We start from the raw sequence: 25,898 nt of genomic DNA, 5'->3' as shown, positions 1-25,898 counted from the left end.
TTTTGACGGCCTTCGACCGCTACGGAGTGTTGTCGATGAGCGGAACCCACCCCTCAATTATGTCTTGGCCATCAACTACATTTCTGAGCGCTGTTTCAAACCTTCTAAGGATTGGCCGAAGATCACGGCTCATGCCAGAGTTAGCCTTTGCAGAATCGGCTGCACCTGCGATGGAGGCCATCGCCTCTCGCGAGGAGACAACCAACCCTTGAATGCCAGACACTGCCTCCAATTTCACAGTTTCATCTTCTTCAACCTTAGACTTCTCCAGAACAACTCTAATTATTGGATCAATTCGAAGTAATCCGGTCGAAAATTCTTTAGACATCTTCTCCATGACCTCAAGCGGAAGGGCAACGTCGCTTGCAAGTTTTCGTGCTAAAACAATTTTGGCAGCAAACGGGTTCGGCTTCTTATTCGCTTCGCTCATCTTCACGGAGACTTCACTAAAATGACCGCTAAAATCATTCATAGCCGCCTCGAAAGAGGAAAGAGTCTGTATCCACTCTTCTGTCGCTGGCTGAAAGTCAGCCATTAATTCGAGAAAGCCGGGGGCGTCTTCGTCCTCTTCGCCAGAATCGGGTTGACTATCCGAGACGGAGATGATCGCCCCCGGAATTATTTTAGAATCTACTGGTCCCGGTTTGATGCTTCTTACCCCGGAAGCGAGACTGACAGGGCGTGCTTCTAGGTCGCGAGTCAGTTGAACCAGACGGGTCGCAAGCTTATTTACACGTGTCCGATATTGTGACGATGCCTCGTCAAGAAGGCGTACATCATCCCATGGTTCAAACTGCATTCGAGCAGCGATATCTTTGAGCTCATCACTACTTCCTTCGCACAGTTCGAGGACCGGGGCGTATCGGATCGACAGCAGGAGTTCCTGTAGCCCCAATGACGTAGCCGAAGACACGAATTGGACCATTTCCTTCCTGCATTCTTCTCTCAAGAAGTACGTAGGAGTCAACACTGGAATGAAAAAAGTCGTGCTCTGCATTGCCTCGTCGAGCCTAGCCCGAAAATCCTGTCCCCATTGAATTTCTGCCGAGTCAACAAAGATTTCTATCGTCTCGCCAGTTAGAAATTCGAACTCTGAACGGATCAAGTCCGCCAGATGAGTTATGCGACCGCCCTCGCGTTCATTATCGGCATGGGCATAGCTCAGGAAGGCTTTCGCCGCAATTTCACTCATATATACACTATACGAGAGTCTGGCTTGTTGGGGTCCCTCCAATTGCATCGGTGCTGCGAATGTTGGAAAGGATAGAATGAAAATAACTCAATACTTTAGTGATTTATTTTCTTTTCAAACCGTCATTCTGCCCCTACCAAGGCTTGCGACAGCAGGTACAGGCGGTCGATAAGAGCTCCAATATTCGTCGGCATTTTGGGATCACCTCCAGCCAGTTGCCGCAGCGGTTGCAACCTCCACCGACAAGGTGGCTACCGCTGAAAATGCAGGTCGATGAGTGGAGAGCTAAAGGACGCCTAGCCGCCCCTATCAGGGCCAATCAAACCGGGTCGCGACAAGCTCGACCAGCGATACTTCCGGGCATTCTGGATGCCTATTGGACTTGAGTCGATGACCCCCGCTTGCGGAACAGCAGTCGATTTAGACCTGCCAATAGGTCGTTTGTGGCTTTTTCTGTACGACGGTATTACAACAATGCAAGATACTAAATAGTGGTCGTTGGGCCTTCAAATGGATGAGTTTTGTGTGACTCGGTCGGAACGACCGTCCGACTACGGCACACCCCCAAGCGCGTCCCGCTTCTACCCGGAAATCTGTGGGATGGGGTTCGAGTAGCTTCAGAAGAGCACTGACATGACGCTCAAGAAGACCGACGCCTGTTACGACTAGGCGAGGCTATTTTGTAGTTCGGCGAGAGAGGGCGGGTTGGCCCCTGGCCGCCGGACGGTGATGGCAGCCGCCGTGGTAGCCATCCGGCCCAGCGATTCCAGGACGGAAGGTGTCCAGCCGTTGGTACTTTTGGTGAGTAGCCCAAAGATCAGTGCGGCCATGTAGGAATCACCGGCACCGATGGTATCGGCAACGACAGACCGTACAGCGGGAACGTTGACGTCCGAGTCCGCTGTGAGCAACAGCGAGCCCTTGGCTCCAAGGGTCACTGCTGCCAGATCGGCACCGAGCGCGAGTATGTGCTGTACGGTCTCTTCAGGTGATTTGTGGGGGTAGAGCCATGCCGCGTCCTCATCGCTGAGTTTCACAACGTTTGTGAGAGGCACGAGCTCTTCGAAAATGGAGAGGGCCTCGTGGTGGCTACCGAGCAGATCCGCCCGGATGTTCGGGTCGTAGGTGACGGTACTGGTTCCAGCACATGCTTCCAAGATGGCCTTAACCTCTGCAGCTCCCGGGGCGAGAAAACTCGCAATCGAACCGGCATGGAGAAGCCTGGGCTGGTATGCGGCTGCAGCTGATCCCAAGTCCCAGGTGAGGTCAAAAGCGTAACCGGCAGATCCGTCGTCGGCCAGTGTTGCCGTGGCTGTTGATGTGGTGGCCATGGACTGCGATCCGGGCAGAAGCGTGACGCCGGCGCCCGCGAGGTGGTTTTGGATAGCGGTACCGTGAGCGTCGTTCCCGATGGCGGTGAGGAATCCGGTAGACATTCCGAGCCGTGCCAGGCCAAAGGCTACGTTGGCCGGCGAACCGCCAGGATGTTCGGAGATAACACCATTGGCATGAACTACGTCGATTAGCGCTTCACCGACCACAATTACGTCGAAAGCGTCGGAAGCTGCGGCAGAAGGATTCATCGTAAGTACTTTCAAGTTGCGGTCAGCGGGCGGAAGTTGAATTCATCGCCCGCCGGTGGTCGAGTGGGACACCCGCGGCGGAGCCCTTGCATAGGGATCCGCCGCAATGGTGCGATTTAGTGCAGGACGCCGAACTTCTTGCGTGTCAGGTTGTTCAGGAGGGAGGCACCGATGAGCAGCAGGCCGAGGGCGAGCAGCTGGAACTGGGTGCCTTCGTTGCCGGCGAACGCCAGCAGGATGCCATCATTGAGCCAAACGACGAGCAGGGTGGCTAGCAAGATCCCAGATACTCTGCCGATCCCGCCGGTGATGGCGACTCCACCGAGCACCGCGATGGTAATTGCGGGCAGGGCCAAGCCGTTTCCAGATACGCCCGCGTCCGGCCGCGCGGAGGCAAACTGGGCGACGATGACGATGGCCACGAGGCCGGAAATCAGTCCGGCGATCACGTAGGCCATCATTCGATTGGCGCGGGTGTCCACGCCCGCCCACTTGGCGGCGACGTCGTTTGTTCCGAGCGCGTACAGCCTGCGTCCGAACGTGGTTCGGTTCAGCAGCACCCAGGCGAGCAGGGCGGTGGGAATGAGGAAGGTAAAGATGCCCAGCGGCACATTTGGCAGGCTGTGGCCGATGCCGGGGATCTCCACAGACTGGGCTGCCGAGAAGAAGTCCTGAATCTGTACGGTACTAATGGGTTTTTGTCCGCTGACGACCAACGCCAGCGATTTGAACGCATAGAACGTGGCGAGCGTTGCGATCAATGGCGGGAATCCTATGTAAGCGACCAGGAATCCGTTGATGGCACCACAAACGGCTCCGGCGATGGCGGTAATCACCATGGCCGGGAAGAGCCCCAAATCCCAGATTCCATATGAGTAGCCAAAAACGATGCAGCAGAGTGACACGATGGCGCCTACGGAACGACTTGGAATTAGGGAAGAGGTCTGACCAAGGTTTGATTGACACCTCGTTAGGACAGCGGCCCTGACTCTCACGCACATATCGCGGTGCCAGCTAGGACCACTGTTGAGGTCAGAGTGCGGCGAAATAATTTTCGCCGCACTTCGATTCTGACTGTTATTCGCCAGATCCAGTCGTTACAACTGAGGGCGTGTGCTCTATGACAAGCGTGCTCCGGTGGTTTCCAGCGGCCACCAGCCGAGCGTTGTTTTCGTCGTTGCCTGTTGCACGCCTCTCGGCGATGGCAGCGTCGTTGTCGAAAATCAAGTGGCGGGCCGTGAGTCGACGCAGGCGCTCGTCCTGATCGAGCTCCACGAACCACGTCTCATCCAAGAGGCCGGCAACATTGTTCCACGGGGCTTCATCCAAAAGCAGATAGTTGCCCTCGGTGATAACAAGCCGAGTCTCAGGTGGGATTGGAACTGCACCGGCAATCGCGTCATTCAAGTCCCGTCGAAAGATCGGCGCATAGAACTCTTGAGTGGTTTGCGCCCGTATCTGAGTCAGCATCGCCACATAGCCGACACCGTCAAAAGTGTCCGGGGCTCCCTTTCGGTGCTCCAGTCCACGGGCCTCGAGCACCGATTGAGCCAGATGGTATCCGTCCATTGGCACGAGTGCGACCTGGCGCGGATAACGTGCAAGTAGGTGCTCAAGGAGCCATTCAGAGATGGTCGATTTACCGGCGCCAGGGGCGCCAGCGATACCAAGAATGGAACGCCCCGGGGCCTGGATAAGCGTCTCGGCCCGGGCAAGCAACGACTGCTGCCCACGGTCATCCCACCGCATATGCAAAGGAGCGTTCATCGTCGTTTTCCTAACTCTTGCCTGAACCAGAACGACTACCAACGAGAAGGCTGGGCCTGCTCTAGTCGACAGTTTGGGCTGAAATTTTGGCGGCCGGCTGAGGGGTCATTTTTATTGTCACAACCTCGACTGATGTTAGCTTGCCAAGGCGGCAACGGTATTCCTTGATCAACCATTATGCATAGGCATATTGGTGCAGTCTGATCTACCGATACGCCTATGGTGGAGCTCAACGGCGTCTCCACAGCTTGATATCCCAGGGGTACAACGACGGCGGGGCGCCCAGATTTCTCTGGACGCCCCGCCGTCGTACTTCATCAGCCGAGGCTGAAGGTACTGCGCTAGCCAGCTACACCGGCCAGGAGGAAGATGACCGCGGCGATGGCGAAGCCCATGACGCCGATCAGGGTTTCCATGACGGTCCAGGTCTTCAGAGTGGTCTTGACGTCCATGCCGAAGAAGCGGCCAACCAGCCAGAAGCCGGAGTCGTTGACGTGGGAGACCACCACGGAGCCGGCTGCCACGGCGATAACCAGGGCGGCAACCTGCATGCCGTTCACACCGGCGATGGCCACGGCCGGGGCGATGAGGCCAGCGGTGGTGGTCAGGGCAACGGTAGCGGAACCCTGTGCGATGCGCAGGATGGCGGCGATCAGGAAGCCCGCTAGGATCAGCGGAATGCCCAGGTCGCCCAGGACATCGGCCAGTGCCGCGCCGATGCCAGAGGCGCGGAGCACGCCACCGAACATGCCACCGGCACCGGTGATCAGGATGACCGAGCAAACCGGGCCCAGCGAGGATTCGAGCAGCTTCTCGATGGCGCCAGCGTTCTGGCCGCGGCGGGTGCCCAGGACAAACACGGCAACCAGAACGGCGATCAGCAGGGCAACCGGGGTTTCACCGATGGTGCGCAGGATCTGGAACCACTGCTCTTTTTTGACATCTTCGGACAGCACACCGGAGGACGCAAGGGTGTTCAGGCCAGTGTTGATGAAGATCAGGACCAGCGGCAGGAGCAACAGGCCAATGATGGTGCGGAAGCGCGGCGGGTGCGACTCGGCATCGGCGCTGGCCTGGCCCAGGATTGCCGGAACCGGGAGGACCAGCTTCTTGCCGGTCCACAGGCCGAACAGGTAGGCAGTGACATACCAAGTGGGGATGGCGGTGATGAGGCCGGCGATCAGGACCAGGCCGATGTTGGCATCAAAGAAGGCAGCGGCGGAAACCGGGCCCGGGTGCGGCGGCAGGAAGATGTGCATCACGGAGAAGGCACCGGCGGCGGGGAGGCCGTAACGCAGCACTCCCCCGCCCAAGCGGTGGGCCACGGCGAACACGACGGGCAACATAACTACCAGGCCGGCGTCGAAGAAGATGGGGAAGCCGAAGATCAAGGAGGCGAGGCCAAGGGCGAACGGGGCACGCTTTTCGCCGAACAGGCCGATCAGGTAGTCGGCCAGTACCTTGGCGCCACCGCTGGTCTCAACGATGCGGCCAAGCATAGCGCCCAAGCCTACGAGGAGAGCCACGGTGCCGAGGGTTGTACCGAACCCGTTGACCAACACGGGAACCACCTGGTTGGCGGGGATTCCGGTGGCGAATGCGGTGAGGAGGCTGATCACGATCAGGGCGACGAGTGCATGCATCCGAAGCTTGATGATTAGGAACAGCAATACGACGATCGATGCCGCCGCGATGATCAGCAGAGGTGCTGCGCCTAGCGTTTGGGTCCATCCTTCGATGACCATGGTTCTCCTTTGAACTGAACTACTTGAGGATTGGGGAAATACTAGACAAGCTTGGTGGCCGGGCTCAGCAGGAGCTGAGCTCAGCCTGAGCGGGAAGTGTGAGGCCAGCCAACACGGCGGCGACGATCTCCTCCGGGGAGTTGGAGATGTCTAGGCGAAGGCTGCCTGCGGCAAGTTCGTTGGCGGTCAGTGGTTCTAGGGTGGCCAGCTGGCTCGGCAGGAGCGTGGGCGGCATAAAGTGACCCTCGCGGCCCTGCATGCGCTCGCCAATCAACTCGGCGCCGCCGTCGAGGTGGATGAACAGGACACGGCCCTTTGCTTCGGAAAGCAGCGAACGGTAGCTCTGCTTGAGCGCGGAGCAGGTGAGCACGGTGCTCTTCTCGGCATCTGCTTGGGCGGTCATCCAGCCCTGGATTTCCCGCAGCCAGGGCCAGCGGTCCTCGTCCTGCAGGGGAATACCCTGGGTCATCTTGTCGATGTTGGACTGCGGGTGGAACTCGTCCGCTTCGGCACAGGCCCAGCCAAGGTGCTGGGAAAGAGCTGCCGCAATGGTGGACTTGCCGGAACCGGCAACGCCCATCACCACCAGGTGTGTGGCTGAATACTGCATGTTTTTACTCCAAAGAAGACGCCGTTGGCCGAGTGAAGAAAGTTTGTCGCGAACCTCACAACGAAGTGCGCTGAAAATAAGGTATCACCATTTCGGTCAATAGATACTACCTTTGAGTGTCACAAGTCATACCTTTGCAATTTTGTCGGTACGATCGAGGAGCGCGCAAGTGCAGAGGAGAGCAGGGAAAATGTCGAAGGCGACAGTACCAGACGCGGATGACGCGCACGACGGCGGGGCCTCCCCCGCCATGCACGAACGCGTTCTCGAGGCGGTTGGCTCCGCCATCGCTGCAGGGACCCTTCCCCCGGGCAGCCGGCTGACTCTTGAGGGTCTCCAGCAGGAGTACGGCGTTTCCCGCACCGTTTCGCGGGACACTGTGAAGGTCCTGGAGTCCATGAACCTGGTGTATTCGCGTCGACGAGTGGGCATCGTAGTCCAGGAGCGCAAGCTATGGAATGTCTTTGATCCCAAGCTGGTGCGCTGGCGTTTGGGCTCTGTCCGGCGCGATATTCAGTACAGCAGCCTCACAGAGCTGCGCATCGCCGTCGAGCCTATTGCTGCTGCCGGCGCTGCCCGCCGGGCGAGCGCCGAGGAACGGGCCAGGCTTGTTTTCCTGGCTGCAGAGCTACGGCGGCTGGGCGAAGCCGGCGAACTCGAGGCGTTCCTGACGGTGGACATCGAGTTCCATAGCCTGCTGCTCCGAAGCTGCGGCAATGAGATGTTCACGGCGCTCGAAGGCATGGTGGCCGAGGTGCTCACCAGCCGAACCAAGCAGGGCCTGATGCCTTTCAAACCGCGGAACGAAGCCTTGCAGGCCCATGAGGATGCTGCGGCGGCAGTGGCCCGCGGTGACGCTGTGATGGCGGAGGCCGCCGTCCACCACATCCTAGACGAAGTCCGGAACGCGATGGGGCTGCGCTGACTCCGCCCGTAATGGGCTTGCCAGGATGGCTTGCGTTACTTGAGCGGGCTAAATTTCAATGGCCAGCCTGCTGATCAAACCAACATGAAGTTCGAACTGGTAGCGGAGGGTGACTGTCCCGCCCGGGAAGTTCCCCTCCAGCCGGATCTGCACGACGGGATGAATCTCGTCGTCGACCATTTGTCCGGTACGCATGCTCGTAAAGGTGATCTCACTGGCGGCCTTCTGGAGCCATGCGCTGACCGCATCGATCCCCTCGTATGTATTCCCGTCGTCGATCACGGTCGCGTCCTGGCTGAAGGTGGCCGAGGCCTCGGCATATCGCTTCTCGTCATGGGCATCTAGGAAGGTGACCACCGGCGCGGGCAAGATCAAGGGGTCGTAGCGTGTGAAGGATTCGGTCATGGTGAACTCCATTTCATGGGGATAGCTTGTTGGCTCTTCAACGTAGATGACGTTTTTTGCGTTGAAGTGCTCATGTTTTCACTCTCCCCCTTCCCGTAAGGGGAGAGTCAAGTATCGGCTCATTCCGCCTAGCGGGCCGTGCGGAAGATGGGCCGCCCAATCTCCGTAATGGCTTCCGGCGTTTCCGGAGTGCGCTCGGTAATGTACGACTCCCGAAGTGGGCCGTCTACACCGATCTCGTGACGGGCAACGTAGCTCCCAAGTGCCGCATATACCTCGGCGACCGTTTCATCCCGCCCTTGGTGTCTAACCACTGCCAGATCCACGGCCGGCAGCATTTCGATCTGCGCAGGACCGGGGTAAGGGAGACCGGGGTGTGGGAGCCCGCCGTCGAACATTGAAAGCGGGAAGAAAAGCGCAACCTCACCCTTCTCGTGAAGAAACAGCTCTGTCTCCCAGATCCCACCACGCGGGCCCGCGGGCTGCAGATCAGTAGTTTCAATCACCGCGGTCAGTGTGTTCATGGCATTGCCGTACCAGACCCCTAGATCAGCGAATTTGATGATGTCGCGGACTACCACTGCAGGCGTGGGCGGAACACTGATGTGACGGACCTCGAGCTGATCCGCGGACGGTTGGAGAAGGTTTCTCAGAGAGGCTACGGCGGAGCGGGTTTCTTCAAGTTGGGCTTCCATCCTTTTCAGATGCATCCCGATCAGCTCGTTGCGGTCGGCAATGCTGGGCACCGCCAGTAACTCTCGAATTGTCTCGACCGACATGTCCAAGGCCCGAAAGTGACGGATGACCTGGGCCTGGTTGATTTGATCCGTGTCATAAAAGCGGTACCCATTCGAGGGGTCAACCCGAGCTGGATCGAGAAGGCCCACTTGGTGGTAAAAACGCAACGTTTTCGCGCTTAAGAGCGTTGCTCGTGAGAAGTCACCAATGGACATGCTGATCGCCATAAACCCATTATCAACCTTCCATATAGGGGAACCCCCAACGGGTGATCTGCGCCCCGGCCCGTAAAAGGTGCCTGGCCGTCCTCAATCAGTTCTCATCAAGCAGTGCCCATCAAAGCGGCCGACGGCGACGACCGTCAAGCCCGATACCGCCGAGATACTTAGGGATGGTGGGTTCAAGTTGAAAGCAGTTTCTGATCAATCGCGAGCGTCAGCTGGTTGAGTAACGAAAGATCGTTGTCCACAACCGACCAGAAGAATTGCGGCAGTCTGCTTAGCCACCGCTACGTGCCCGCAGGGGAACCGCCCTGTGGGTAATCGAGGCCTTAGAGTGGAAACTATGAGACTTAGTCCCCTACGCAGACGTGCCGCCCGCGGTCCCGTATCAGCTGTGCCATTGAACAACGTCGCCCAACAGGCAAATGGCAACCACCCCGATCCGTCATACACATTGGCGGAACCTGCCAGCCGTGTGGCGCTACTGTGGTCCAACCCGCTTGGACGCACTGCGATCCGGGCTGCTCAGCTGCTGCTCGTTTTGGCATTAGCCGGCGTGGCAGTCTTCGGGCTGTCTCAGGTTAGCCTCGCCGTGCTGCCACTTTTGATCGCATTGATTCTCTCCAGCTCTCTGTGGCCTCTGGTGCGGTTGGCGCGCAAGGTCATGTCCGCCATGCTCGCCGCTTGGACCGTGTTTCTGGGCTCTTTGGTGGTCATCGGCGGCGTGGGTGCGGGGATAGTCTTCGCCGTTCGAGCTGAGTGGTCCGGCCTAGTTGACCAAGCGGCCCAGGGTTTTCAACAGTTGCAAGGCCTGGTGAAAGACCTGCCGCTGCAGATTAGCCAGCAACAGATTGACGACGGCGTGACTGCCGTGACGGATTTCCTCACCAGCAGCAAATTTGGCGCTGGCGCCCTGACCGGGCTGTCCGCCGCCGGAAACTTCTTCACCGGGCTGGTTCTGCTGTTAGTGATCTTGTTCTTCTTCCTCAAAGACGGCGACAAGATCTGGGCATTCTTCCTTTCATGGATACCCGGCCGCCACGAGGCCAAGTGGCGGGCCAGCGGCACACGCACCGTTGAAACGCTGGGAGGTTACATCCGCGGCACGGCCATCATCGCCCTCGTTGACGCCGCGGGCATCGGCATAGCTCTATGGATCCTGCAGGTACCACTAGCACTTCCGCTTGCGGTCATCGTCTTCATTACCTCGTTCATCCCGATGGTCGGCTCAACGTTCGCCGGCATCATTGCCACGCTCGTAGCGTTAGTGGCCAACGGCCCAGTTGTCGCACTGATCGTGCTCGGTGTGGTCATCCTGGTGAATCAGCTTGAGGGCAACTTCCTGCAGCCCGTCGTGATGGCACAAGCCCTGAACCTGCATGCCCTGGTCATCCTGCTGGCACTGACAATAGGTACCGTTGTGGCCGGCCTTGTGGGCGCCGCGCTTTCCGTGCCTTTGACCGCCGTCGCGTGGGCCATAGTCAAGATCTGGACCGGCCGTGACACCGAGGCGATCCCGACGCGAACCAAGCACTAGCGCGCCACGATCCACCGGTAATTTGCTTCCAGTTGCCGGCTGCAAGTGCATTGACGTTAGGCCCATCTACACCGAGATCTCAGGTTCCAAACCTGTGATGCGGCCATGGGACTCGAAACTTAGTTACGCCCGTGTTGGGACGATTTCGGCGCTGATCCACACTACGCACCGTGATGGCTCGGTAGTCGGCTCCGTTCTGTCTAGCGAGAACCGCAAGGTTTTCCCTGAAGTGTGCGTGTTCATGCCACGCGGCATCACTCCGCGAACCGGCCCCAGATGGGCCTCCTGACCGCCGGGATTGTTGCGCGCCGCAGTGGAATGACGGTGGGCAGTCTCTTTGTCTGACGACGTGATGTGCCGAGCCTGGACATCGCCAAAGGACGCCTCAGGACGGGCCAACCCGATACGGGCCGGGATCAATTTAGTGAGTTTTTAATGAGTTCGGGCGAAATGGCAGCTCACGGGTCATTCCCCCATGCTAAAACCGCAGATCAGCGGCACTACCCCTCCCATTGCCGGATTCGAACCGAGGACCTTTGCGTTCTAACGCCGCTGGCCTTTAAACACGCAATGACGAGACGGATACCCGTCTCGTCATTGCCAAAAACCCTGTAAATCCGGGCTTTCTGGGCCCACTCATATGTTGGGCCCCCTATCGGATTCGAACCGATGACCCCCGCTGTCGCCTCTATCGTCCAATACGAGTTGTCAAAAACCATTCCTGACCCTCGTTGCCGAGGCATGTGCATGACAATACATGGTACTGAAGATCCACCGCTTACCACCCAATTTAATGAGTATTTAATGAGTCGGTCAGATCCCGTTACTGTTCTCAGCGGACCACCTTCAGCAGCTGAATCTCACGACTCACAACCAACCAAAAGTAGCGGCTAGCCAGCGATTCTCAGCTGAAATGCCATACGCTTTACCCAGCGTCCGGGCAGTCACGTTCAACACTGTCGAGCTGCCCATGCACGAATTCAAACAGCCACGCCAACTATCACTCACAGGTAGTTAGCGCATAGTCACTGGTGGAAACTGATACTGCTCTCATTCTTCTCAGCCAAACATACGAAAGGTTGAGCAGGGCAAACCTGCGATCCGCAAAACCCTCTAAGCTTAGAAGTAGCCCGTCCACCCCCATTCCCCAAATCCCCAAAGGAGCGTCATGAATCCCTCTGCAATAGAGAAAGAGCGGACCTCCCTTGTCGCGCTGCTCGTCGGGCCAGACCCGCTGACTCCGTCTAAAGCGAGGTTGGCCGCCACCGATCGAACCTACAGCGAACTCCTCGAAGATCGCGCCGGATCTGCCGCAGACGACCAACGACAGGCGGCCCGAGACCGCATCAAACAGTGGGAATCAGATGGGACCTCGTTCCTGACGGTCCTCGACTCGGCCTATCCTGCACAGCTGCATGACATACACAACTGCCCGCTGTACATCTTCGCCCGTGGCACCCTGATGCCCGCAGGGACTCGTGATTTCGGCGTGAGCCTTGTCGGCTCCCGGAACGCTGCCCCATGGGCGCTGGAAGCGGCCCGCGCAATAGCCCACGAACTGAGCGCCAACGGCGTCACCGTCGTCAGTGGCCTCGCCGCAGGGATCGACTCCGCCGCGCATACCGCCGCCCTCGAGGCTGGAGGTCGCACCGTGGGGATCATCGGCACCGGAATCAGAAACCACTACCCTGCCGCGAACGCCCGCCTTCAGCAGCAGGTGGCCGAGAGGGGCCTGTTAATCTCCCAATTCCTGCCGGACGATGGCCCAGCGCGGCACCATTTCCCAATGCGCAACACAGTCATGTCCGGCTACAGCGCCGTCACAATTGTCGTGCAGGCAAGCGAGTCCTCTGGGACCCGCCATCAGGTGCGCGAAGCAGTCAAGCACGGACGTCCTGTGATCCTCTCTGCCTCAGTCGCAGACGGAACCACATGGGGCCGCCAATTCGCTGCAGACCCCCTAAACAACGTGTTTGTCGCGCGCGACGAACGTGACGCGCTGCGTCTTGCCCAGCAGGCTACACACCCGGCCCTGCCGCGGATGATCGCCTAATGCGACAATTTGACGTCGCGGATAATCAGTATCTGGCCCAAATTGCCAATATTTGCAGGAATCCTGTCGCTGCTGCTTTGCCTGCACAGGGCAGCTTCTTCGGGATTGGGTTCTGTCCGGTCTGCTCTACACCCGTCACGGGCGGAGGTCTATGCAACAGATGCCGTGAGCACCACGGACAGCCAGGCATGGCCGACCGGGTGGTGGTGCTGACGCATGCCGTGAAGGGGGAACAAGGCTACGTCGATCTAGAGTTTTACAAGCAGCAAGGAATCGACAGTCCTCTGGCGATACGGCAGGCATGTCTACTGTATCTAGTGAGCCGGTATCACTGGGACTGCATACAGGGTCTGAGCTCCCGCCCAATCGATGGGGTCGTCCCGGTGCCGTCCACGAAGGGCCGGGTGGATCACCCTTTGCTCAGCCTCACGCGATTCTTGCCTATAAGGGCACCTTTTATTCCGTTCACTGTGGGGTGTGATACCGACGCCGCGGCAAGAATACCGAAAAGGGTCCTGCGCCAGTCCGTGTTCACAGTAGGTAAACCACAAACGGGACGCCCGCCGGGGGAAACTCCAGAGGAGGGTGGCCCGCCCTTGGGCGCCCCGGTACTCGGGAGGCATGTGCTTGTCCTAGAGGACACCTGGGTAACCGGAAGTAACGCCCAATCGGTGAGTATGGCACTGAAGGCCGCTGGGGCCGCGGAGGTTACCATCCTGGTGATGGGACGGTGTCTTAGCCCCGGATGGGCCGACACCGACAGCTATCTGACGATGAATGCACTGCCAACTCGCTACAGCATCGAAGTGTGCCCCGTAACGCGAGGGGCGTGCCCGTAGGACACTCGATCACCGCCAGCTCACCTCGCATTTTTCTCCATAAATCCCAATTCCCGTTGGCCATATTGGCGGATAGCCCTATTTGGTACCGGTAGTCCATGTAGTTGGTGTGTAATCTCGCTAGATCGTGGACTACCGGTACCAACCGAGCCTATCCGCCAGCCAGATGGCGGAAGATGAGCACGTGTGCTTTCACTCAATCGATTGGCTATCTCGACTGGCTGCTTCATGGCCTGATACACAACACTGTTGCCTCTGGTTCCGCCCCGGACCTAATTGACTCGAAGAAAAACCAAGTCAATCTTGAGGGGCGAGAGCACAGCTCAACATTCTAAACAAGCGTCCGCTTCAGCCTATTTTGCCACGCTTCAGCGTTTGTTGGCATGGTGTCGTTCAAAGAGACATTGAGGTCGACCCCGTATGCGCGAATTACTCTCATTCCGTGTTGAGGAGCATCATCGACCAAGGCGCGAATCCTCGCAGCATCGCTGAAAACGAAAGCCGCAAGAATGTCCAACTCGTCCTGGAGTTCAATGTTCATGTCGAGCAATGCGCTACGAAACCTGATGAATTCAGCAAGGTCACTAGCGCTTCCCATCGCCCTCACCACGACGAGCAACTGGTGGATCGGCATGACCGCAATATTTGGGTGGCTGCCCTCAGCGTAAGGAAGACACTCATGGTTCCAAACCGCACCCCCGTAGGAATGTATCGTAACGGCGATCCCGAAGACATCGTCTGCTGGTGCGGTCCACGGAATCCCATCTACTATCACTGCGCCACCATTCTTCACTGCATTCATGCGCAATCTAAGCTGCTTCGTCGCCTTCCCGACCTGATCAGTAAAGGAGTTGATTACGGTATCTGGAGCATGTACCGCGGTCATGGCCTTGCATTCACCAATGAATGTCCCAGCTACTGGATCACGGAAAATGAAGTCCGTCTCCCCCTTGTTCTCAGTTCCAGCTATTGGAATAAAAGTTGAGGCATACGGAAGTTCAACTCCGTGCGGCAAGATCTTGGTGAGAGATCGCTTGACGGCCTCCTCGAAGAGGTCCGACCGGTCCTTATCGTCCGCAAGTCTTCGGCGTGCCAAATTCAAAAGTGCGAGTTCCACGCCGTATGTAGCCTCGCGAAAAGCGACGGGCCGGGTAAGGCCCTCGATCTCGACAAATGGATAAGCCTCGATGTCCAACGATGTCATCAGTGGAAGGACTGGCCCAGCCCAGTAATCTCCGCCTCGGAGCGTCAATGCGTCAACCAAGGGACTAGCGTGAGCAGACGGTGACGGCAACCTCCCGCACACTTCGCCTCCAGCCGCCCGTTCCAGTTGTTCTACATATGCTTCAACCCATTTGAACAGGTCTCGAACGGCTCGTTTCGTAACAAATCCCAATTCGCCGTATTTACCGCGGTTACTTTCGATTTCCGCAGCCATAGATGTGCAAAATAGCTCCGAAGCCCATCGAAAATGAACCACAACCGCCGCTGTCCTTCGCCTGCTTTCTCGCCGAGAACTATGGCGGAGACCGAGTTCCAAGTCAGAATCCAAATCGCTCAAACTCGAGATGATTTCGGACGTGGCCAACCATGCGCCGCAGGCGTCAGTGAATTCTTGTATCTTTTCGGCACTCCGATCCAACCCGTTCCCGCCAACTGCGAGGATCCAAACAAAGCGATTCAATCCGGCATTACTCACGTACTTGGACGCAGCTGAATTTGATGCAGCCGCGTCAAACGCCTTCAAATCAAGCGCTGCCGCACAGTCCAAGACACGTAGAGCTGCCTCAATCCGACGAAGCGACCTGTCTCTATACGCCTCAACCCGGGACAGAACAACAGCACGTTCCGTGGCTTCAGCGGCGCCCCTCAACACGTCACTCAATCCTGCCGTTACCTTCAACGGGAGTACTCGCATCTCGTCCTCGAGACTCGCGCCCCGATAGGCTTCTGCTGCCCAGTCCACAGCCGATTGCCGCCTGTTCATTGATGCCCCCATTCATCTGGTTCCTTCATGCACTGTTCTCTATTCATGTCGTGACGAACATGGACGCTAATTTGCGTGGTATCCGCGGCTCCCTCCGCGCGTGCCATTGCGTTGCTTGCATGCAGACCGACCCAATGCGACATCACTTTAATGAGCCCCAATGGGCTTTGAATGACTGGCTAATGAGTTAGATACAGCACCAATTGCTACGTTGCCTCGCGCTCAATTGACGGCATCAGCTATCAACCCATACGGATAGTGGTCCACGCGTCGGGTGAAGCGGATCACGACATCGTCTGAGAGGGACTCGGGCGGACTGTTGTCCACGATTATGAGTTGGGCACCTTGCCCTTCTGTCGCAAGCCAGTGTTTTGCATGCGCATAGAACCGGTCAACCAAGGTTGCGTCAGCGAAGTCGTCACCGGGACGGGCGTTATGGCCCAGGTTCTTTTGCGGGCTGTCGATGATCAGGAGGCCGGGCGCGTCGGCATCCTGCTCGAAGGCTACTTCCCATAGGGCGAGGTTCCAAGCGAGGGCAATGACCACAAGACCTCCACTGCTCGCATTGGTGTACTCCAGTCCACGGACGTATGGGATGAAATTCGAGTCAATGTACGCGTTGCTGAGTTTCGGGTAACCCATGTCCTTGAGGATCGCCGCAAATCGGTCAGACAGGAGTCGCACAATATGGTCGCGGTCAGGTCGTGCTTTGCGTCGCCGCTGTGACAAGCCACTGACCTCGGCCTGCAGAGAAGCAACGAGCACCTCACTCTTTTCAACCCATTTCCATGCCTTCACCCCAGTTTCCGCAGCCTGCTTCGCCAGTTTGGTGCTGGTGATGTCATTGGTTATTCGGTCCCGCAATGCGAGCCATGGGGCAGGGCTCTCGGTGATCTCGTCGACTGCCAGCGCCGCGTCAATTGCATGCCTCGTGGCCTGGTCCGCGTTATGGACTAGCGTGTCCCTATCGGTGGTCAGCCGCGACATGTAATCTGTAAGGCTATTGATCCGAGCATTCACTGCCCTGAGTTCGCTCGCAACAAGCGAGCTACGCTCCGCCGCCGGGTTCAACTCGAGAGGCGATATCCGTTCGTGGCTGGAAGCAGTTGCCGGATGAGACTCATCAGCCACGTGGTGGCAAAGGGAGCAAGTTCCATCGTCAACCGACGGCGCCACTTCGAGCGGGTGGAAGCATGCCGGACAAACGGTGACACGAAGTGGGTCAAACAGGTTGTCAACGTCAAGCAGGAAACTAAGTTTGCGCCGGTCGTCAATGTACTGCATGCGAAGCGCATCGAGTCGGTCGAGCAATGATTCTCGATCCCGAACCCGGATCCGAGACTCCGATTCGGCGCGACGTGCAGTTTCGAGCGCTTGTCTGATATCGACTGAAGCTGATTCCGTGCTGCGTCGCTGCGCGTCAAGTGACTGTAGCTGCACGCCAAGTGCTGTGAGCTGGACAAACAGTTGGTCGACTATCTGTTGCAAGGCCCCGAGCCCGTCTGGATAGTCGCGATCAGCGGTGATCTTGAGTGCCTCAAGACGCGCCTGCTCCTTGTTCCGCTGTTGCGTGACGCGCTTCTGCTGCTCAGCGAGGACCGACTCCTCGTTGTCATACACGCCGAACATTACTTCTATTGTCTGGCGGTACTTCTGCGCCACCATGTGCGGGTCATTCTCGTAGACCAGGCTCTTGGAATCTAGTCGCTCGTTCCGAACAATCATCACCTTGAATAGATCCCGGATCGAAAGCATCGCAGACCCAGTGTCTTCCTTCACCACGGAGTCCGACAGCCGGATCCCGTCAAGATTGGAAGCGGCGAGGACGAATTGTGATAGTCCGTCGGGGTCGCCAGTCGGCTCGATGGGGAAGCGACGTTCAGCGGCTGTATCAATGCTCTCGAGGGTCGCATTCCACGCCGTAGCGAAAGTTGACGCTGATCCAGCAGCGGAGCGTTCGATAACCGTCGGCGCATCGTCAAGGTCTACGTCCAGCAAGGCCGACCGCACGTTTAGTCGCACCTCATCGTGTGGAGGCAAGTGGCTACCACCGAGACAGTATGCAATGAAATCGACGATTGTCGTCTTCCCCGTAAGCGACGGACCGGCAATGATCGACATTGGCCGATACCCCTCGCTCGCACCGGCTGGTTGGAACGACACCTCGTACGGCGGTGCTGTCTCCGATGCTCCAGCCAAACGCAGCCGCTTCACTCGAATACCCACGTCTAGTCCTCTTCCGTAAGTCTTGTTTTGGCCTTTGTCGCCTCGTCTACTACGGGCAGCGCAGGAACGTCAGCATCGCGAACGTCATCCAGAAGATCCAACAACAGCCAAGAATGTCCGAGCCACTTTTCAACCTGGCCCTCGAGCGCCCGGTTTGGTAGCCGGACGAGCCTACGAAGCACGACATCTGCGGATGCGCGATACCCGTCAGCATATGAAGACTGGAGTTCATCGCAGATTTTTTCACCGCGGTCGGTAATGGCGAATCGGCGACCAGCGAGCTCAGCGAGGCCGTACGCCGAAAGCTGTGCGAAGTCACCTCGGATCCGCTGCCGTCGAGACACAAATCGCTGCCCTGTAGATGCATAGGACAACTGGGTCCGAGAGAATCCCGCAAGCCGCAACGTATCCCGATCGGCAACGTCAGCGGCGGAGCCGCCGGCGACCACGACCCATGGATTGTCAGCGAAGAACTCATAGTAGGCAAGCCTGTCGAGAGACTCGATGCTACGACCTTGGCGTCGCGCGGTCGATAGCAATAGAAGCATCCGGGCCATACGGAATGTGCGGCTGCTTTCCGGAACGAATTCCTCACCAGTTGCGGGCGGTGGCGAAGTTGTCTCGGTCATCTTGTGTTCTTTCACTCGGTCGTTGCCAAGCAGTCAGTTGGTTCAGATGGCAGCCTGTTCGGACCAAGTAATTCGGAGTTGTCGACTCTGCTTGCCCCCAGACTTGCTTTAGTCTCATTGGAGCTAGGCTGCATTGGTGCGTCGGCTTCCACTCGATTGGCGGCGTGATCCGCGGCTACCATTCGCCAGTCTTTGACCCAACCAGCCTTTTGTTGTTCAACGAGCATGTGCACCGCACCTTGTTTGTGTGCTCGTTGAAGGACCAGACCAGCCGTATCCGGAACGACGGCAGCTTCAGTGATTACAGTGCTGTACAAAGCTGTCATCTTGCCATCAGTTGAGGCGGCAGGCGCCTGCTCATTGAAACGCATCTCCCAAATACCATGGACGTCCAACTGAATGGTCCGCAACGCCCGCAATTCTGAGACCGACTCTTTGGCCTCAAGATCGCGCCGCAACGCCTCAGTGGCAAAGTACATGCCGCATGCTGCACTGGTCTCGGAATAACCGGCTGCTTGAAGTTGCCGGACGAATAGGGCGTCTTCAAATAACGAATAGTTTTCCGTGAGTGCGACATCTGGAGCCGAGATCGTCTGGCTGAGCATCGATGCGATCGTGTGCGGGAAGTACTCACGGCGCACGTCGAAAGCCTCGCTGCTCATCAAACGCCGGCGCAGCATGTCACCTTGCCATATCTTGATCCTAGTTTTGGTAGCCCGTTGGGTGCGCTGGGCCCAGCCTTGAAACCACCTCATCTGTTCCGGATGAAGGATCGCCGGCACTACAAGCGTCCACTCTACGATTCGATACTTTTTCTCTTTCGCCTTTGTAGCCGCCGAATCAAACGACTTTCGAACTTGACTCTGTGGGGACTTGCCCTGCCATTCCAGAACATACTTAGACTGCCACACTTGGACGCCCCCACCGCCAAGATCACCAACGAAAGTGTCGATTCCCCAGTCATTGTGATTCTTGGCCGCGACAGTTGTTGCGTCAACCCACTGCACCGCAATCAGGTCTGTAACAAACTGTTCGAAACGCTCCCGTGCGGCGCCGTCGGAGTTGTTGTCGGAATCGAAGCGAGCAAACAGCTGCGGCGGCTCTGGAAGCTGCCGAGTCATCGCCAGTCCGTTACACGGCAAGATGGAAGCCACGTCCCCCGGTATCGTCGACAACTCATTCGCACACGCATGAACAACACCATACCTTAGCGCCATTTCCAGGAATGCACTGACCCCGTAATACGCCGGTTGCTACAGAACCCCTGGTTCGTCTCTCTGAAATCGAGGGCAACGAGGGCTCCTTGTTCTGCCTGAGGGAAAGCGCTTAGTCCCCGGCGCCGATTACTGATGCCGTTCGCAAAGTGGTCCCGTCCTCAGAGAATGAGAGTCCGTACGTCTCGTGATAGCGCTGAACACGCCACAGTGCTCGTTCCTCCCGGAATGGGACGAGCAGTGCGCCTGTGCCGTCGATAATGTGAAGTGCTAGTAGTCGAACGATATACCGTGCGATGACGCTGATTAGGTGAGAGACATCAGGTTCTGGGAATTCTCCCCGATCGAAATGCTTGATGTCGTTGTAGGCCTTGGCGATAGCTCGGGCAAGGGCGACATCGGTCTCAACCACATCCCCCATTTAACACCGAGGACGTTTAGGCACCGGTAGACGTATGTAGCAGTAGTGGGTCGTTCGCGATTGTGCGTTGCCTCCTCGCCGTCGCGTTCACCGATGATCTGGCCTGCCGCTTCGATACTCATGGACATGGAGATAATCACGTCTTCGGCATACGCCCCTTTGCGGCGGAGGACCCCGACCGCAGGCAAGATATACCGCTTCCATCGATCGTGTTGGCCGGCCCACCGCATCATTCCGGCAGCGCCGACCTCTGGGAGATGGGCAAGGAAACGGTTCAAATCGTCTTTACTCAGCATCGGCTGACTGTAGCCTCTGACAGTGTCTGCGCTGATGAGTTGGACCCTCGGGTGCGACAAGATGGTCCCGCCTGCTGAACGATCGACTATGGACTCTGCAGAGACTTTGTGTTGCCGAAAGTGAACTGGCTGCCCGGAAACGAGCGTGAGGAGGTTCACTACTTTTCGTTGTTCGGCTAGGTGGTCCATAAACGGTCGCGGCGTGGTGAACTTCGTGACCAACACCGTGCCGTCTGCGATATTTAGCCCAGTCTCTCCAATGTCATCCGGGCGTGAAGTCCGCCAGTCCGACCTGAACTGCACCGAGGCATCACCTTGCTCCCACGTTTCCCCTTCTAGAGAACGTACGTTGACAGTCAGCCCGTTAGCCAGTCCTTGTTCGTCCGTTTCAGGAGTGAACTCGATGGATTTCATCTGTGTCCACTCTCGCAGACCGTCTATGCGGCTATGAACCTCACTAACGACCAAAGGATCGCCAAGAGGCGCCTCGCATCTGCCGAGCAACGTTTCTCTGGGTGCAAGCTTCCCCAATGACACACCAGACCCGACGATGTGTCCCCGCCAATGGATGCCATAGAGGCCGACAGTTCCCTCCGGTGTTTCTAAGAATAAATTCTGAGGTGGGGACTGGGTCTCAAACCACTCATCTACGTGAGCGAACTGCTCGGAATCACCCCGATGGACTTATGGTACTTCCACAACAACGCCATGCGGTGCCTCCAACTTGAGCGTCGCCCCCGTCCAAAGGGTTGAATCTACACCGTCCACAAGCAGCCCTGCGAGGGATCGTCCGAGTGTCAACATCTCCAAAGTCATATCTCAGTGTAGGAGAACACCATGTCAACGGGAGTTCATTTCCCTCCGTAATATGACAAAGAGAACTTAGTACCACTAGGTTAGCCTAACCATAGAGTTCCCCAGAAGTGGCCGGACCCGAACCAGAACCAATTTAATGATTTCGGTGAGAACGGTACATCTCGCTGTCACATCCCTTGACAAGAAACCGCGGGTTAGCAGGTTAGGGCTACCCACTTCAGGCTTTTCAATCCGACGACTGGTGCGGTCGCGTACATCTGAATTCACCATACTGTGAGAGCGACGGTGGACCTAGCAGGTCGTTCCGTGGCCATGTCAATAGCTGACATCCCACGTTACAGAGGGCTCGCGCGCCGAAGTGCCTCTAAGAGAGAAGCCGTGTCTTCAGGTTTGGACCATTGAGTCGCGACGGCTCGCAACTCACTCTCCTGTCCTGGAGCCAGCGGCGACGGGAACGGAGTAATGAGTAAATATCCATCGGCTTCGGCGCCCTCTACGCGAAGTCGACTGATGGTTTGAGACGCCGTTTTGCTCAGTCGTTCTGCACCGCGATGAGCTTTGATTTCGATGACGACTCGGTGGCCATTGACCTCAGCAATTGCGTCGAAGCCTGCATCGGAGGCCAAAGACGGTTTAGGAAACACCTTAATTGTGGGGTCATCCCATGCCAGCGAGATAAGCGACTTAATTACATTGTTCTTGTAGACCAGCGCTTCCGCGATGGCAGAAGCAGCGGGTGTTCCTCGACTTGAATCTACGTAGGACGCGAGGGCTGCGATGGCTGATTCATCACGTTCTGACGATGCCCCATCGGCATCGCCCTGGTGTGGTTCGGACATTGCAGAGTCAATATTCTTGGTCAGGACGTCGATGACACCAGCGCATGCTGCTTCTTGAACCTCTGACGTTGCGTCGTCAGCAAGCCGCTGAAGGGTTCGGACTATAACGCTTGTCGGTAGCGGCTGGTCTCCAGGACGAGAAGGGATTGCTCGTTCGGATGCCCACTCGAACATAGTCCACCACGCGTCGGCCGTTGAGGCTTGCATCTGGTGAGCGAGTGACTCCCGCGAGACCGAGACTTGTCTGGAGATGCCGTTGAATGCGATAACCGCCGCGATCAGCGCTGCGAATGCCGCGGCGCCTGGACTCTGGGCAAAGTCCCGTAACCATTGCCCCCACGCGGCCAAGTTCGAGGTAGCCAGAGTGACCGCGAGATAGGCGCCGATGGCTGCTGAGATGACGGACACCGGGATCAACCAATATATCGTGACGCTTCGTATTTGTTTGACGGGTGAGGGCACAAATCAATCTTGCCCTATATGTAGCATGTACGTGACCAACCCAGCCGAGTCTGCTCCGGTGCCTGTTGACAAGGATTAGCATAAAGACGTCGCATCACATTCGCCGTGCAACAATATGCTCATGACAGCTCGCCTATACGACCTCTCTTCCTCCTGGACATTCTCTAACAGTCAGCAAGAGGTTTGGGACGTCATTGCTGACCCGAACATGGCATGGCCGGATTGGTGGCCGGGCTGCACACTGGCAAAACCATTGGAACGGACACCGGTTACGGGCCCAACAGATAGTGACGTACTCCTTGCCACCACGGCCACCCTGAATTTCAAGGCTTCACTCGGATACACGCTGTCGGTGTCCTACCATCCGACCGTCGTCGACAGCCCCCGTGAAGTCGTCTTCGACGCCGGAGGAGACCTCGCAGGAAACGGCCGCGTAATCCTCTCAACAAACAACGACGGCCAAACCCAAATGGACATCGAATGGCGGGTACGACCCACGAGCCGATGGATGACATTCCTCAGCCCTATTGCAAGACCAGCCTTCACCTACGCCCATGCTGCGCTAATGCGCCAAGGAGAAACCGGCCTGAGAAACTACCTGGCGCGGCAGAGCAACAGCAAATAGCAAGCAAAATTGAGCTCGCCCCTGTTCAGTCCTCGGTTGGCGGATTTAGCATGAAGTACACAGCGAATCGACACAGTCTCTGAAATAGGTCGAGGGGATCCCCACATGCACGTCCTCCAGCAACCGAAAAGAAAGTACACCGCCAATATCAAGGTCCGGCCGTGAGCGACCGGAAGAGCCGCCACGACGCCAAAGAAGCCAACAAGGGACTTCAACTCGGCGCCCACACCAACCTGAACAGCATCCAGTCCTGGCTCGAAGCCAAAACCGGCCGGCCCATCACCATCGTGGAACTACCCACCTTGCGTGGCAACGACCTCTGCGGAATGTACGTTTCCTACAAGGATTTTGACGTCGTCGTGCACGCTCCTCCACGTTCAGCCTGGCAAGGGCAACAAATCATCCTCCACGAGTTCTCCCACATGATCCTGAACCACCAGCTCACCGCCACATCCCTGGAACTTGCACGCCTCCCAGGATTCCCAGAAACCCCGCTGAAAGTCCTCGGACGCACCAGTTTCGACGACGAAGCCGAAGCCACCGCAGAATACTTGGCCGACCTCCTGACCGCCCGAATCCATGCCCACCAGCAAACCCCGCCCGATGATCCGTCGGGATTCAACAAGGTCTTTGGCTAATGGACTACGTGCCGGCCGCAATGTTGTGGCTGCTCACCCTCATCAGGATTCCCACGGCCACAGATAAAGAACGGGCCTCCGTCCTGCGCGCCACATTCTTCGCCGCCGTCGCCTGCACCCTTTTTATCCCCGCCGTCTACAACGCGGTAGATCCCCTCCTCGGTGGACACAACCGCGTCGGACTCATCTTGGTCTTGACGATCATCGCTGGCTTCTGGCAATTCCACACCGCCACGATCCTTGCCGTCTTCACCGACCAAGCACGACGGCGCCACCACCTCCTGCGCGGACGGCTGGGTTCCGCTGTGGCCAGCACGTGCGTCGTCGTCGGCTTCTCAACTAGCCAAGTGGCGGAGACCAACCAGAACCTACCCATTGCCTACGGGAACCAGCCAGGGATGCAACTCTTCCTCTGGGTGGGATCGGCGTTCATCATCTGGGTCTGCGCCGACGTCGCTCAGAACTGCCTACGGTTCTTGCCAAAAATGCGGGGCGCATCCTTCAAGTCCGGGGTTAGTTGTTTCGCGGCCGGTTGCATCCTGATGGCCCTGGCACTGACGAACCGGCTGGTACTGGGGCTCATCGAGGAATCCCCCACCCACGCCAGCCCATTCGTCAGCGGACTCAACTGGTCCTTTCCGATTCTGGAAACCATGGCAGTGCTCCTGGTCAGCATCGGCCTAATGCTGCCCCGCTTCCGCGAATCCACACACAAGCTACGGCGCAGCATCCGTTCCCGCTGGCTGATGGTGCTGCTAACCCCGGTCTGGCGTCGCAGCAGTACCGAACGAAAATACCTCCTCCGCAACCGCTGGACACCACTCCTAGACCCTGTCGCCGGGCACACCCTTGCGCACCTTCACCGCCGCGTCATTGAGATCCGCGACTGCCAACTACGCGGCATGACACTCCTCCCCCGCGACCGCATCCTCGTCAACCAAGCCGAGCAGCTTCTCCAAGGACGCTAAAGCAACCACCCGAGTACGGTCATGGACTTTTCGCCCTCGCCAACCATGAACACGTGTAGCCGGCATCAGCCAGCAGTACCCGCATGCGGAGGCATCATGGAAAAGCTCAGCATCAAAACCCCAGACGACGTCATCGCCCTCATGGGACACAGCCTGGGATTCTGGCCCCAGGAAAGCCTGGTCTGCGTCACCCTGAATGAGCGCCGCATCGGCACCACACTCCGGGTCGATCTTCCCGTCCCTGGCGCCGACACCGCGTACTTGGTAGATAAAGTAGTTCACTACGTCACCACAGACACGGAAGCGACCGGCGTCGTGTTCGGAATCTTTACCCATGCGTCCTGGTCCCCCAATGAGCTCCGCCCACACGAGAATGTCATGGAAGAGCTCACAGGCAGACTCAGTCAAAAGGGCATCATCGTTCGCGATGGCTGGCTCATTGGTGACACATCCTTCACCAGCTACCTCCGCATGGGCACCGACGCAGCCACCAGCCAACCACTGGATCGAATCCTCTCCAGCGAACTCAACGCAGAACTCGTCTTCCGCGGATCCAGCATCGAGGCCTCCCCGGGATTCCATATCCCCGTCATAGCCCGCGCCGACCTCAACAACGAAATCCTCAGACACTGTTTCCGCATCGAAGCCATGAACCCGGAAGCCGCCATCACCCGAGCCAGAATCCTCTGGAACACCATGCTCGACGGCGGCAACGAACCCACCGACGACCAAGCCGCGGAACTCATCGCCAACCTCAAATTCATCAGCGTCCGAGACCGGCTGCTGGCCGACATTCCCGGTATCGAGGACAGCATGCGCGACATCCTTTTAGGTCAAACCAAACAGAGCCCGCACTGGAACCGTGTCGACCGCGCCTCCGAGCTCCTGTTCCAGCTCTACATGCGCACAGACGGCACCGACGCCGCCCCCGTACTCACCAGCCTGGGTGTCATCCAGTGGTGGGAAGGTCACAGCAGCAAAGCCCACGCATGCTTCCAACGAGCCCTAGAGGCAGACCCCGAATACCGCCTGGCACAACTCACCGACTTCCTCGTCCGCGACGGCATCCTCTCCGACTGGGCCACCGACCGACAAACTGCCTACCAACCACCGCACATCCGCGGCCCCGAAATTGGTGGCATCGGAATGGGATAGATGCCCT

At 57.8% G+C, this 25,898-nt stretch carries 21 protein-coding genes; 7 read left to right on the top strand and 14 right to left on the bottom strand.

All coding sequences use genetic code 11. From position 1 onward, the window contains the following. Window positions 1-19 precede the first annotated feature (19 nt). The 6 genes from ACP7B9_RS15365 to ACP7B9_RS15340 form a co-directional block, all read right to left on the bottom strand. Window positions 20-1,192, bottom strand: a complete 1,173-nt coding sequence (locus ACP7B9_RS15365; RefSeq protein ID WP_425864780.1) for a toll/interleukin-1 receptor domain-containing protein — start codon at window positions 1,190-1,192, stop codon at window positions 20-22. Window positions 1,193-1,857: 665 nt separating this feature from the next. Next, window positions 1,858-2,775: a carbohydrate kinase family protein gene (locus tag ACP7B9_RS15360; RefSeq protein ID WP_425864779.1), complete on the bottom strand. Its 918-nt coding sequence runs from the start codon at window positions 2,773-2,775 to the stop codon at window positions 1,858-1,860. Between the two features lie 116 nt (window positions 2,776-2,891). Continuing rightward, window positions 2,892-3,776 carry an ABC transporter permease gene (locus ACP7B9_RS15355; protein WP_425864778.1) on the bottom strand — a complete coding sequence of 295 codons (885 nt, stop codon included), beginning with the start codon at window positions 3,774-3,776 and terminating at the stop codon, window positions 2,892-2,894. Between the two features lie 76 nt (window positions 3,777-3,852). After that, entirely contained in the window at window positions 3,853-4,542 is a 690-nt protein-coding gene (locus ACP7B9_RS15350; RefSeq protein ID WP_425864776.1) for a nucleoside/nucleotide kinase family protein, read from the bottom strand. 341 nt (window positions 4,543-4,883) lie between these two features. Next, the gene (locus tag ACP7B9_RS15345; protein ID WP_425864774.1) at window positions 4,884-6,287 is read right to left on the bottom strand and encodes a GntP family permease; all 1,404 of its coding nucleotides are present in this window, start codon (window positions 6,285-6,287) and stop codon (window positions 4,884-4,886) included. Between the two features lie 64 nt (window positions 6,288-6,351). Beyond that, complete coding sequence (locus ACP7B9_RS15340) at window positions 6,352-6,897, bottom strand: gluconokinase (RefSeq protein WP_425864773.1); 546 nt, start codon at window positions 6,895-6,897, stop codon at window positions 6,352-6,354. A 190-nt stretch (window positions 6,898-7,087) separates the two neighbouring features. On the opposite strand from ACP7B9_RS15340, the gene ACP7B9_RS15335 reads away from it, so the two are divergent. Further along, complete coding sequence (locus tag ACP7B9_RS15335) at window positions 7,088-7,822, top strand: FadR/GntR family transcriptional regulator (protein ID WP_425864771.1); 735 nt, start codon at window positions 7,088-7,090, stop codon at window positions 7,820-7,822. A 48-nt stretch (window positions 7,823-7,870) separates the two neighbouring features. Here the strand turns inward: ACP7B9_RS15335 and ACP7B9_RS15330 are convergent, their stop codons facing one another. Beyond that, complete coding sequence (locus ACP7B9_RS15330; RefSeq protein ID WP_425864770.1) at window positions 7,871-8,227, bottom strand: nuclear transport factor 2 family protein; 357 nt, start codon at window positions 8,225-8,227, stop codon at window positions 7,871-7,873. Window positions 8,228-8,355: 128 nt separating this feature from the next. Further along, the gene (locus tag ACP7B9_RS15325; RefSeq protein ID WP_425864768.1) at window positions 8,356-9,192 is read right to left on the bottom strand and encodes a MerR family transcriptional regulator; all 837 of its coding nucleotides are present in this window, start codon (window positions 9,190-9,192) and stop codon (window positions 8,356-8,358) included. A 337-nt stretch (window positions 9,193-9,529) separates the two neighbouring features. On the opposite strand from ACP7B9_RS15325, the gene ACP7B9_RS15320 reads away from it, so the two are divergent. Further along, window positions 9,530-10,723, top strand: a complete 1,194-nt coding sequence (locus tag ACP7B9_RS15320) for an AI-2E family transporter (RefSeq protein ID WP_425864767.1) — start codon at window positions 9,530-9,532, stop codon at window positions 10,721-10,723. A gap of 1,168 nt (window positions 10,724-11,891) precedes the next feature. Continuing rightward, window positions 11,892-12,776, top strand: coding sequence for a DNA-processing protein DprA (locus tag ACP7B9_RS15315; RefSeq protein WP_425864766.1), 885 nt, complete (start codon window positions 11,892-11,894; stop codon window positions 12,774-12,776). A 1,170-nt stretch (window positions 12,777-13,946) separates the two neighbouring features. Here ACP7B9_RS15315 and ACP7B9_RS15310 read toward each other — a convergent pair. The 6 genes from ACP7B9_RS15310 to ACP7B9_RS15285 all read right to left on the bottom strand — a co-directional run bounded on the left by ACP7B9_RS15310 (window position 13,947) and on the right by ACP7B9_RS15285 (window position 22,451). Further along, window positions 13,947-14,879: a hypothetical protein gene (locus ACP7B9_RS15310; protein WP_425864764.1), complete on the bottom strand. Its 933-nt coding sequence runs from the start codon at window positions 14,877-14,879 to the stop codon at window positions 13,947-13,949. A gap of 945 nt (window positions 14,880-15,824) precedes the next feature. After that, window positions 15,825-17,828, bottom strand: a complete 2,004-nt coding sequence (locus ACP7B9_RS15305) for an ATP-binding protein (RefSeq protein ID WP_425864763.1) — start codon at window positions 17,826-17,828, stop codon at window positions 15,825-15,827. Window positions 17,829-17,830: 2 nt separating this feature from the next. Further along, on the bottom strand, window positions 17,831-18,457 hold the full coding sequence (locus ACP7B9_RS15300; protein ID WP_425864761.1) for a hypothetical protein: 627 nt from the start codon (window positions 18,455-18,457) through the stop codon (window positions 17,831-17,833). A gap of 11 nt (window positions 18,458-18,468) precedes the next feature. Then, on the bottom strand, window positions 18,469-19,578 hold the full coding sequence (locus ACP7B9_RS15295; protein ID WP_425864759.1) for a hypothetical protein: 1,110 nt from the start codon (window positions 19,576-19,578) through the stop codon (window positions 18,469-18,471). A gap of 399 nt (window positions 19,579-19,977) precedes the next feature. Further along, a complete protein-coding gene (locus ACP7B9_RS15290; RefSeq protein WP_425864757.1) occupies window positions 19,978-20,925 on the bottom strand; it encodes a hypothetical protein in 948 nt (315 codons plus the stop codon). Between the two features lie 614 nt (window positions 20,926-21,539). Continuing rightward, window positions 21,540-22,451 carry a hypothetical protein gene (locus ACP7B9_RS15285; protein WP_425864755.1) on the bottom strand — a complete coding sequence of 304 codons (912 nt, stop codon included), beginning with the start codon at window positions 22,449-22,451 and terminating at the stop codon, window positions 21,540-21,542. A gap of 175 nt (window positions 22,452-22,626) precedes the next feature. On the opposite strand from ACP7B9_RS15285, the gene ACP7B9_RS15280 reads away from it, so the two are divergent. From ACP7B9_RS15280 to ACP7B9_RS15265, 4 genes are all read left to right on the top strand, one after another. Further along, on the top strand, window positions 22,627-23,130 hold the full coding sequence (locus tag ACP7B9_RS15280) for a hypothetical protein (protein WP_425864753.1): 504 nt from the start codon (window positions 22,627-22,629) through the stop codon (window positions 23,128-23,130). Window positions 23,131-23,291: 161 nt separating this feature from the next. Further along, window positions 23,292-23,768, top strand: a complete 477-nt coding sequence (locus ACP7B9_RS15275) for a hypothetical protein (protein WP_425864751.1) — start codon at window positions 23,292-23,294, stop codon at window positions 23,766-23,768. Then, window positions 23,768-24,736: a hypothetical protein gene (locus ACP7B9_RS15270; RefSeq protein ID WP_425864749.1), complete on the top strand. Its 969-nt coding sequence runs from the start codon at window positions 23,768-23,770 to the stop codon at window positions 24,734-24,736. The genes ACP7B9_RS15275 and ACP7B9_RS15270 overlap by 1 nt, the downstream gene beginning before the upstream one ends. 96 nt (window positions 24,737-24,832) lie before the next feature. Further along, window positions 24,833-25,891, top strand: coding sequence for a DUF4192 domain-containing protein (locus tag ACP7B9_RS15265; RefSeq protein ID WP_425864748.1), 1,059 nt, complete (start codon window positions 24,833-24,835; stop codon window positions 25,889-25,891). Window positions 25,892-25,898 lie beyond the last annotated feature (7 nt).

Source organism: Arthrobacter sp. TWP1-1 (genome assembly GCF_049897845.1).
Classification (GTDB): domain Bacteria; phylum Actinomycetota; class Actinomycetes; order Actinomycetales; family Micrococcaceae; genus Specibacter.
The sequence above is the reverse complement of the archived record's forward strand: the minus strand, read 5'-3'. Positions and strand labels throughout refer to the sequence as shown.

Excerpts from the sequence above, each read along its gene's own strand:
- ACP7B9_RS15335 (WP_425864771.1), top strand. The coding sequence starts at position 7,088 with ATGTCGAAGGCGACAGTACCAGACGCGGATGACGCGCACGACGGCGGG.
- ACP7B9_RS15355 (WP_425864778.1), bottom strand. The coding sequence starts at position 3,776 with ATGTGCGTGAGAGTCAGGGCCGCTGTCCTAACGAGGTGTCAATCAAAC.
- ACP7B9_RS15330 (WP_425864770.1), bottom strand. The coding sequence starts at position 8,227 with ATGACCGAATCCTTCACACGCTACGACCCCTTGATCTTGCCCGCGCCG.
- ACP7B9_RS15270 (WP_425864749.1), top strand. The coding sequence starts at position 23,768 with ATGGACTACGTGCCGGCCGCAATGTTGTGGCTGCTCACCCTCATCAGG.
- ACP7B9_RS15365 (WP_425864780.1), bottom strand. The coding sequence starts at position 1,192 with ATGAGTGAAATTGCGGCGAAAGCCTTCCTGAGCTATGCCCATGCCGAT.
- ACP7B9_RS15300 (WP_425864761.1), bottom strand. The coding sequence starts at position 18,457 with ATGACCGAGACAACTTCGCCACCGCCCGCAACTGGTGAGGAATTCGTT.
- ACP7B9_RS15360 (WP_425864779.1), bottom strand. The coding sequence starts at position 2,775 with ATGAATCCTTCTGCCGCAGCTTCCGACGCTTTCGACGTAATTGTGGTC.
- ACP7B9_RS15350 (WP_425864776.1), bottom strand. The coding sequence starts at position 4,542 with ATGAACGCTCCTTTGCATATGCGGTGGGATGACCGTGGGCAGCAGTCG.
- ACP7B9_RS15345 (WP_425864774.1), bottom strand. The coding sequence starts at position 6,287 with ATGGTCATCGAAGGATGGACCCAAACGCTAGGCGCAGCACCTCTGCTG.
- ACP7B9_RS15325 (WP_425864768.1), bottom strand. The coding sequence starts at position 9,192 with ATGGCGATCAGCATGTCCATTGGTGACTTCTCACGAGCAACGCTCTTA.
- ACP7B9_RS15320 (WP_425864767.1), top strand. The coding sequence starts at position 9,530 with ATGAGACTTAGTCCCCTACGCAGACGTGCCGCCCGCGGTCCCGTATCA.
- ACP7B9_RS15265 (WP_425864748.1), top strand. The coding sequence starts at position 24,833 with ATGGAAAAGCTCAGCATCAAAACCCCAGACGACGTCATCGCCCTCATG.
- ACP7B9_RS15295 (WP_425864759.1), bottom strand. The coding sequence starts at position 19,578 with ATGACTCGGCAGCTTCCAGAGCCGCCGCAGCTGTTTGCTCGCTTCGAT.
- ACP7B9_RS15315 (WP_425864766.1), top strand. The coding sequence starts at position 11,892 with ATGAATCCCTCTGCAATAGAGAAAGAGCGGACCTCCCTTGTCGCGCTG.
- ACP7B9_RS15280 (WP_425864753.1), top strand. The coding sequence starts at position 22,627 with ATGACAGCTCGCCTATACGACCTCTCTTCCTCCTGGACATTCTCTAAC.
- ACP7B9_RS15340 (WP_425864773.1), bottom strand. The coding sequence starts at position 6,897 with ATGCAGTATTCAGCCACACACCTGGTGGTGATGGGCGTTGCCGGTTCC.